Genomic DNA, 6,805 nt, shown 5'->3' on the forward strand with positions numbered 1-6,805 from the left:
GGCGATGACAATGTCGATCCGCGAAGAACTGGCCAATACGACCGTGGCGTTCACCTCCGCGGAAGAGAAGATCGTCCAGGTCCTGCTCGCTGATTATCCGATGTCGGGGCTGGGCACCGCGACCCGGCTGGCACGGCGCGCCGGCGTCAGCGACCCGAGCGTGACGCGGCTGATGAGCAAGCTTGGCTATGTCGGCTTTGCCGATTTCCAGGCACGCCTGCTCACCGAAGTCGAATCCAGGCTGCATTCGCCGCTTTTGATGATGGAGGCCAAGCGTCCGGGCGGCTCCAGCGAAGGCACCGCACTTGCCTATTTCCATTCGGTTTCCGACAGCCTGGAGCGCACGCGCACGGCAGTGCCGGTGCAGGCCTACACGCGCGCCGTCAACATGCTGCTCGAGAGCAAGGGCCAGGTCGTGCTGCTGGGCGGCCGGTTCAGCCGGCATATCGCCTCCATGCTGGCCGGCTACCTCCTGCAGTTCCGCTCCGGCGTGCGCGACATCGGTTCGTTGAGCCCCGCCGATTTCGACCTGTTGATCGACCTTGGCAAGCGCGACCTCCTCGTCGTGTTCGACTACCGGCGCTATCAGTCGGACGTGGTGAGCTTTGCCCAGCAGGCCAAGGAGCGCGGCGTCTCCATCCTGCTGTTCACCGATGTCTGGCTGTCGCCGATATCTGACATAGCGGACCTGACCATGGTTGCCGCGATCGACGCCAACTCGCCGTTCGACACGCTGGCGACGGCCGTTGCCCAGATGGAAACCGTGTTCGCCCACGCGCTGGAAGGCCACGGCGCCGGGGTGCGCAAGCGCATCGAGGACATCGAGAAGATCCGCAGTGCCAATGCGGTCACGCTCGATACCGTCCTGTCGTCATCGGCCGACGACGCCGCCAAAACCAAAACCACAAGGAAATAGTGTCGTTGCGCCCAGTGCAGCGATGCAAAGCGCCGCGACGCAGAGAAGGAAGCGACGATGCCCGACAACCAGACCACCATCGATGCCGTGCAGGCTGAGATCGAGACCGATCGCGACTGGTTGATCGGGCTGACCCGCGACATGGTTCGCATCCCTTCGGTCAATCCCAAATTCGAGCCCAACCCGGCGATCAACCGCGAGGCGGATGTCCAGGCGCTGCTTGAACCGATCCTCAAGCAGGACGGTTTCAAGACCGAGCAATGGGATGCCTTGCCCGGCCGACCCAATCTGGTCGGCGAATGGGCGGGAGACGAGGACCGCAGCCTGATCCTGTGCGGCCATATCGACGTGGTGCCGGTCGGGGCGATGAAGGACTGGTCGGTCGATCCGTTCGGCGGCGAGATCACCAATGGCCGCCTCTATGGCCGTGGCGCGGTCGACATGAAGGGCGGCGTCGCCGCTTGCATCGCCGCCGCGCGCGCGATCCGCAAGGCGGGCATCACGTTGCAGGGCCGGCTCGCCATCCACTCGGTCGTCGACGAGGAAGCCGGCGGCTTCGGCGCCATGGACGCGGTGAAGAAGGGCAAGCTCGCCAAGGCGGTGCTGGTCGCCGAACCAACCTGGGGCGATGTCCTGCCGGTCGAAGGCGGGCTCGAATGGGCGCGGGTGACGATCCGCGGGCGCAACGCCCATTCGGCGCTGCGCTACAACGAGATCTATCCGCAGCGCCACGACAAGGACCGGCTCGAGCCGGGCGTCAACGCCATTGAGATCGCCGCCCGCTTCATCGCCGCCGTGCGCCAGTATGAGCTGGATCGGACGCGGGCGAAATCGCATCCGCTGCTGCCGCTCGGCATGAACACGATCAACATCGGCGTCATGCATGGCGGAACCGGCCTTGGCCAGCACGGCCTGCCGATCGTCATGACCAACCCGGCCATCATTCCCGACGTCGCGGTGCTCGATCTCGACATGAAATTCCTGCCCGATGAGAACTCGGCCGACTACCGCCGCGATTTCGAGACGTTCGTCCACCATTTCGCCCAGACCGATGCGTGGCTGCGCGACAACCCGCCTGCGATCCAATGGGAGCTCGGCGGGCTGTATTTCCCGCCGATGAACACGCCGGTCGATCATCCGCTGGTGACATCGCTGATGAAGCGCAAGGCCATGGTCGGCAAGGCGCCGCAGGCGCGCGGCTTCGTCGCCGTGTGCGATGCCGCGCACTATGCCGGCGCCGGCGTCGACGGTGTCATCTTCGGGCCGTCAGGCGACGGGTTTCACGGTTCCGACGAATATGTCGAGGTCGAATCGGTGGTCGAGACCGCCAAGGTGATCGCCGCTTCGGTCATCGACTGGTGCGGCATCCGCTGAGGCGGAGCCGCTATTCCGAGCCGATCAGCCCGGGCGCTTCAGGCGTCCGGCGACGGCGCCCCATGAAGCCTTGATCATGCCGACCAGGCCGCTCGGGTAGGCCAGCATGACGCCGATGATCAGCACCGCCGTGATCATCGGCCGCCACGCGCCGAAATCGGCCATCCATTCGGCGAAGATCGTCAGCACGAAGGAGGCGACGATGGCGCCGTAGATGGTGCTGGTGCCGCCAAGCAGCACCGTCGACAGGATGATGGTCGCGAGGCTCATGCCGAAGACGTCGATCGAGGCATTGCGCTGGTAGGCGGCGTAAAAGGCGCCGGCGATGCCGGTGAAGAAGGCGCTCGCGGCAAGCGTCAGCATGCGCTGGCGCACGATCGAGACGCCGCGGCTGATGGCGTATTCCTCATTGTCGCGCAAGGCGACGATACTGGCCCCGGCGCGTGAGCGCACGAACACGCGCAGGAACAGCGTACTTGCCACCAGCAGTGCCAGCGCGATGTAGAAATAGGCGAACTTGCCGTCGCGGACCATGTTGTGGTCGAAGATATAAAGTCCGGGAATGCGCACCAGCCCTTGCGTGCCGCCGGTGATGGCCGACTGGCTGATGATCACCTGCATCACCAGTTGCGCGAAGCCGAAAGTGACCAGGATGATGTAGATGCCCTTCAGCCGCAGGATCGGGATGGTCACCAGGATCGCCGCCAGGGTTGCGATGACACCGCTGGCAAACAGCGCGATCCACGGGTCGAATTCGGCCAGCTTGGTCAGCAGGCTGTAGGCATAGACGCCGATGCCGAACAGCGCCAGATGGCCGAAATTGAAGACGCCGCCATAACCGAGGCTGAGGTCCCAGTTCGAGGCGACGATCGCATAGATGAAGGCCATGATCAGGATGTGGCGGGCATAGGTGTCACCGAAGATCAGCGGCAGCAGCGCCAGCAGGGCGAAGCCGAGCACGAAGCCGATGGCCTCCTGCTTCCACGGCGTGCGGCCTGGAGCGATCGGGGTTGCCGCCTCGGCGTGGCCAGGCGCGATCAGCGATGTCGTGTCGGTCATGCTAGGCCTCGGGAGCGGCTGGCAAAGATGCCCTCGGGGCGCACCATAAGGGTCAGGATGAGCACGCCGAACAGCAGTGCCGGCGTCCAGTACAAGCCGAAATAATAGCTGCAGGCTGCCTCGAAGAAGCCGATCAGATAGGCGGCGAAGATCGGACCCGATATGCTCGATATGCCGCCGAAAACGACGACGATCAGCGCCTTGAGCAGCGGGTCGCTGCCCATCACCGGCGACATGAAGCGGTAGCCGCCCATGAAGATGCCGGCGAGCCCGGCCAGCGAAGCGGCGATGGCGAAGGCCAGTCCATAGAGCGCGGTGACGTTCAGCCCGACAAGGTGGCTGGCATCTTCATTTTGCGCCACGGCGCGGAGCGCCAGCCCCAGCCGCGTGCGGTTGAGGAACACCCAAAGTGCGGCCAGGATCAGCGGCGTGATGACGATGATGGCGATCTGGTGCAGGGAGACGCCGACGCCCCCGATGGTGGCGTTGCCGGCGATCAGCGCCGGGATCTGTTTCGAGCGCGGTCCCCAGATGGTCAGCGCGCCGTTCTCGATCAGCGACCCGGCCGCCAGCGTGGTGATGACGACGACCAGCACGATGTTGGGTCGGCCGATCAGCGGCCGCACGACGCTCGCCTGCAGGATCCAGCCGACGCCGGCCATGACGACGACGGCGATCGGAAACGCGACCGCCGCAGGCAGGCCGAGTTCGACCAGCTGCCAGGCGATGTAGGCGCCCAGCATCATGAACACGCCATGGCTGAAATTGAACACGCCGATCGTCGTCCAGACGAGCGCTAGCCCGACCGCCATCATGGCGTAGAGCGAGCCCTGGAACAGGCCGCCGAACAGGATTTCCGCCAATGCGCTCATCTTCGGATTTTCCTAATGGCCAAAATACATCGACATGATCTCGCCGTGGTCGAGGCTTTCGCCCGGCTTGATCTCGGTCGCCACCGCGCCATGGTTGACGAGGTAGAGTTGCTGCGTCAGCTCCAGCAGGAATTCGATATCCTGCTCGACGACGATCAGCGGCACGCCGCCGCGCGAAATGTCCATGACGGAGGCGCAGAGTTCGTCCTTGATCTTGGGCGCCAGCCCCAGCGTCGGCTCGTCCAGGATCAGCAGGCGCGGATGGCTCATCAGCGCCGTGCCGATCGACACCATCTGGCGCTCGCCGCCCGACAGCGTGCGCACGCGCTGGCGCCAGCGATCCGCCAGTTTCGGAAACAGCTTGATCACCTTTTCGCGGTTCTCCGCCTCATGCGGCCGGGCCCTTGGCGAATAGGCGCCGAGCGCCATGCAGTCGGCGATCGAGAGATCGGGAAACAGCCGGTTGCCTTGCGGCACATGGATCAGGCCGGCGCCGACGATGGCGCGTGCGCTGCGGCCGGCAATGTCTTGCCCGTCGAACACGATGCGGCCGCTCTTCGGTTGCAGCAGCCCGGAGACTGCGCGCAGCAGCGTCGTCTTGCCATGGCCGTTGGGGCCGAACAGGCCGACATTGCCGAAACGGCCGGCCTCCAGCGAGATATCGTGCAGCACGGTGACGCGGCCATAGCCGGCGGTGACGCCTTCGACGCTGAGAATGGGGTTCACGCCGCCGATCTCCTCGTGCCGAGATAGGCTTCGATGACGCGCGGGTCGGCGATCACGCCGGCCGGGTCGCCAGCGGCCAGGACGCGGCCATTGTTGAGCACCAGCAGATGTTGCGAAAGGCTCATCAGGAAGGTCAGCACGTGCTCGATCAGAAGGATGGTGATGCCGCGTTCGGCGGTGCGGCGGATCAGGCCGATCGACGTCTCGATCTCGGGCTTGGTCAGGCTCGATGCCGGCTCGTCGAGCAAGAGCATGCGCGGCTGCATGGCGATCGCGGTGGCAAGCATCAGGCATTTGCGCTCGAACACGGACAATTCGCCGGCAAGCCGGCCGAACGACCGAGATCCCAGGCCGACGAATTCGAGCGCCTCGGCGGCGGCATTGCGGGCCGTGGCCGCTGTCTTTTCCTGCTTGCCGTAACTGGCGCCGATCAGCGCGTTCTCGAACACGGTCAGCCCGTCGAAGCTGGTCTCGCGCTGAAACGTGCGGGCGAGGCCGAGGCGCGCGATGGCGTGTCCCGATTTGCCGTTTATGGCAATGCCGTCAAAGCGGATCCGGCCCCGGTCGGGGCCGAACGGTATGCCGGTGATGATGTTGAACAGCGTGCTCTTGCCGCTGCCGTTCGGGCCGGCGATGCCGAAGATCTCGCCGGCCTCGACCTTGAACGACACGCCGTCGACGGCCTTCAGCGAACCGAAGGCCTTCGACACGTCGTCCAGTTCAAGCAGGGCCATTCCCTACTTCATCCAGGGCTGGAGCTTGAAGGCGCCGGTGGCGTATTTCTCCGGCGAGATCAGCGTGCGCTGGCCATCCCAGATCTGGAAGAAGGTGATCGGAATATAGTCGTCGCCCTGCGTGGCAAGGTGGGTGGCGGGATCGAATTTCAGCCGCCCTTCCGCGACCTGCTTGTCGGTCTCCGACAGCGCCTTCATGATCGCCGCATGGTCGGATGCGCCGCCGACCTTCTTGACCGCCTCGAAATAGACATTGGTCATTTCGTAGAGGCCGACGCCGTAGGTGCCGCTCTCGACGCCGTATTTTGCCTTGAACTTGGCCGCCACCTCGTCGGCGCGCGGGTTCTTCGGCGTCGTCAGCGCGCCGCCGAGCAGGTTGTAGATGACACCATCCGATTTCTTGCCGGTCAGCTCGACGAATTCCGGAACGCTCGGTGCGTATTGCAGGAAGACGAGGCTCTTGGTCGGCTGCTCGAGGAACTGGTTCAGGAACGACGCCGAATTGCCCGGCAGATAGTCGGTGTTGATGACGACATCGGGAACGTTCTCGCGCACCTTGGCGAGGATCGAACGCCAGTCGGTCACTTCGCCGAACGGCACGATCTCGTCGACGGTGATGGTCCAGCCCTTCTCCTTGAAGGTCTTCTTCATGCCTTCGGAGATGGTCTTCGAATAGGCATTGTCGGACGAGATGATGGCGACCTTCTTGGTCGGCAAGGTAATCTTGCCATCCGCCGCGAGCTTCTCGACGAACAGGGTGACGTCGGTGTTGTAGGCGTCGAAGGAAGGCGTCAGCGACCAGCAGCACATGTATTTATCGGGGCTCGGCGCGATGATGTCCCGGGTCTGCTGCGAGGTGGCCGCGAGCATATAGGGCATCTCAGCCTCGGCCATGTTGTCGATCTCGAAATTGGTCAGGCTGGCGTAGCCGGTCAGCATGAAGTGCACGCCCGGATCGCCAAGCAGGCGCTCGACCGCGCTGGTGACGTTGCCGGCGGACTGATCCTTGACGTCGCCGACCACCAGTTCGAACGTATCCCCGGCAACGCCGCCGGCTGCGTTGGCCTCGTCGATGGCCATCTGCACGCCGCGCTGGAATTCCTGGCCGTCCGCCGCGGCAGGGC

7 protein-coding genes are annotated in these 6,805 nt (G+C 64.5%); 2 read left to right on the top strand and 5 right to left on the bottom strand.

Going from position 1 to position 6,805, the window contains the following annotated elements; genetic code table 11:
- The first annotated feature begins 10 nt into the window (after window positions 1-10).
- The gene (locus EN750_RS12495; RefSeq protein WP_127396608.1) at window positions 11-916 is read left to right on the top strand and encodes a MurR/RpiR family transcriptional regulator; all 906 of its coding nucleotides are present in this window, start codon (window positions 11-13) and stop codon (window positions 914-916) included.
- 57 nt (window positions 917-973) lie between these two features.
- Window positions 974-2,290, top strand: coding sequence for an ArgE/DapE family deacylase (locus EN750_RS12500; RefSeq protein WP_127396604.1), 1,317 nt, complete (start codon window positions 974-976; stop codon window positions 2,288-2,290).
- 24 nt (window positions 2,291-2,314) lie between these two features.
- Here EN750_RS12500 and EN750_RS12505 read toward each other — a convergent pair whose 3' ends face one another.
- The 5 genes from EN750_RS12505 to EN750_RS12525 form a co-directional block, all read right to left on the bottom strand.
- A complete protein-coding gene (locus EN750_RS12505) occupies window positions 2,315-3,349 on the bottom strand; it encodes a branched-chain amino acid ABC transporter permease (RefSeq protein WP_127396605.1) in 1,035 nt (344 codons plus the stop codon).
- On the bottom strand, window positions 3,346-4,221 hold the full coding sequence (locus tag EN750_RS12510; RefSeq protein ID WP_127296621.1) for a branched-chain amino acid ABC transporter permease: 876 nt from the start codon (window positions 4,219-4,221) through the stop codon (window positions 3,346-3,348). Before EN750_RS12510 ends, EN750_RS12505 begins: the two co-directional genes overlap by 4 nt.
- A 12-nt stretch (window positions 4,222-4,233) precedes the next feature.
- A complete protein-coding gene (locus EN750_RS12515; protein WP_127396606.1) occupies window positions 4,234-4,947 on the bottom strand; it encodes an ABC transporter ATP-binding protein in 714 nt (237 codons plus the stop codon).
- Window positions 4,944-5,681 (bottom strand): ABC transporter ATP-binding protein, encoded by a 738-nt coding sequence (locus tag EN750_RS12520; protein WP_127396607.1) that lies wholly within the window; start codon window positions 5,679-5,681, stop codon window positions 4,944-4,946. The genes EN750_RS12515 and EN750_RS12520 overlap by 4 nt, the downstream gene beginning before the upstream one ends.
- A gap of 3 nt (window positions 5,682-5,684) precedes the next feature.
- Window positions 5,685-6,805, bottom strand: a 1,121-nt coding sequence (locus tag EN750_RS12525; protein WP_145967600.1) for an ABC transporter substrate-binding protein, incomplete at its 5' end; no start/stop codon positions are given.

This window comes from Mesorhizobium sp. M7A.F.Ca.ET.027.03.2.1, assembly GCF_003999175.1.
Taxonomy (GTDB): Bacteria; Pseudomonadota; Alphaproteobacteria; order Rhizobiales; family Rhizobiaceae; genus Mesorhizobium.

Bases quoted from the DNA above. Each gene is read 5' to 3' on its own strand.
- EN750_RS12495 (WP_127396608.1), top strand. From the start codon at position 11: ATGTCGATCCGCGAAGAACTGGCCAATACGACCGTGGCGTTCACCTCC.
- EN750_RS12500 (WP_127396604.1), top strand. From the start codon at position 974: ATGCCCGACAACCAGACCACCATCGATGCCGTGCAGGCTGAGATCGAG.
- EN750_RS12505 (WP_127396605.1), bottom strand. From the start codon at position 3,349: ATGACCGACACGACATCGCTGATCGCGCCTGGCCACGCCGAGGCGGCA.
- EN750_RS12510 (WP_127296621.1), bottom strand. From the start codon at position 4,221: ATGAGCGCATTGGCGGAAATCCTGTTCGGCGGCCTGTTCCAGGGCTCG.
- EN750_RS12520 (WP_127396607.1), bottom strand. From the start codon at position 5,681: ATGGCCCTGCTTGAACTGGACGACGTGTCGAAGGCCTTCGGTTCGCTG.